This is a genomic window from Micromonospora chokoriensis (assembly GCF_000718555.1).
GTDB lineage: Bacteria > Actinomycetota > Actinomycetes > Mycobacteriales > Micromonosporaceae > Micromonospora > Micromonospora chokoriensis_B.
Map to the genome: position 1 here is coordinate 1 of NZ_JOAN01000057.1, position 257 is coordinate 257.

The following is a 257-nucleotide window of genomic DNA, read 5'->3' on the forward strand; positions in this document are numbered from 1 at the left end:
CGATCATCGCGGCTACGAAGAAGGCCGGTATGCCCGAGCGCGCCGCGGTCATCTCCATCGCGACGAGCCTGCAGGAGTCGAAGCTGGAGAACCTGGGCCCCCTCGGCGACATGAACGACCACGACTCGCTGGGCCTGTTCCAGCAGCGCCCGTCCAGCGGTTGGGGTACGCCGGAGCAGATCACCAACCCCGAGTACTCCACCACCGCGTTCCTCAAGGGCCTCAAGCAGGTCGACGGCTGGCAGGACATGCCGCTG

At 66.9% G+C, this 257-nt stretch carries 1 pseudogene; it reads left to right on the plus strand.

Annotated features, from left to right (window positions below):
* A pseudogene (locus tag IF46_RS0132035) lies at positions 1-257 on the plus strand (hypothetical protein); the annotation flags it as partial.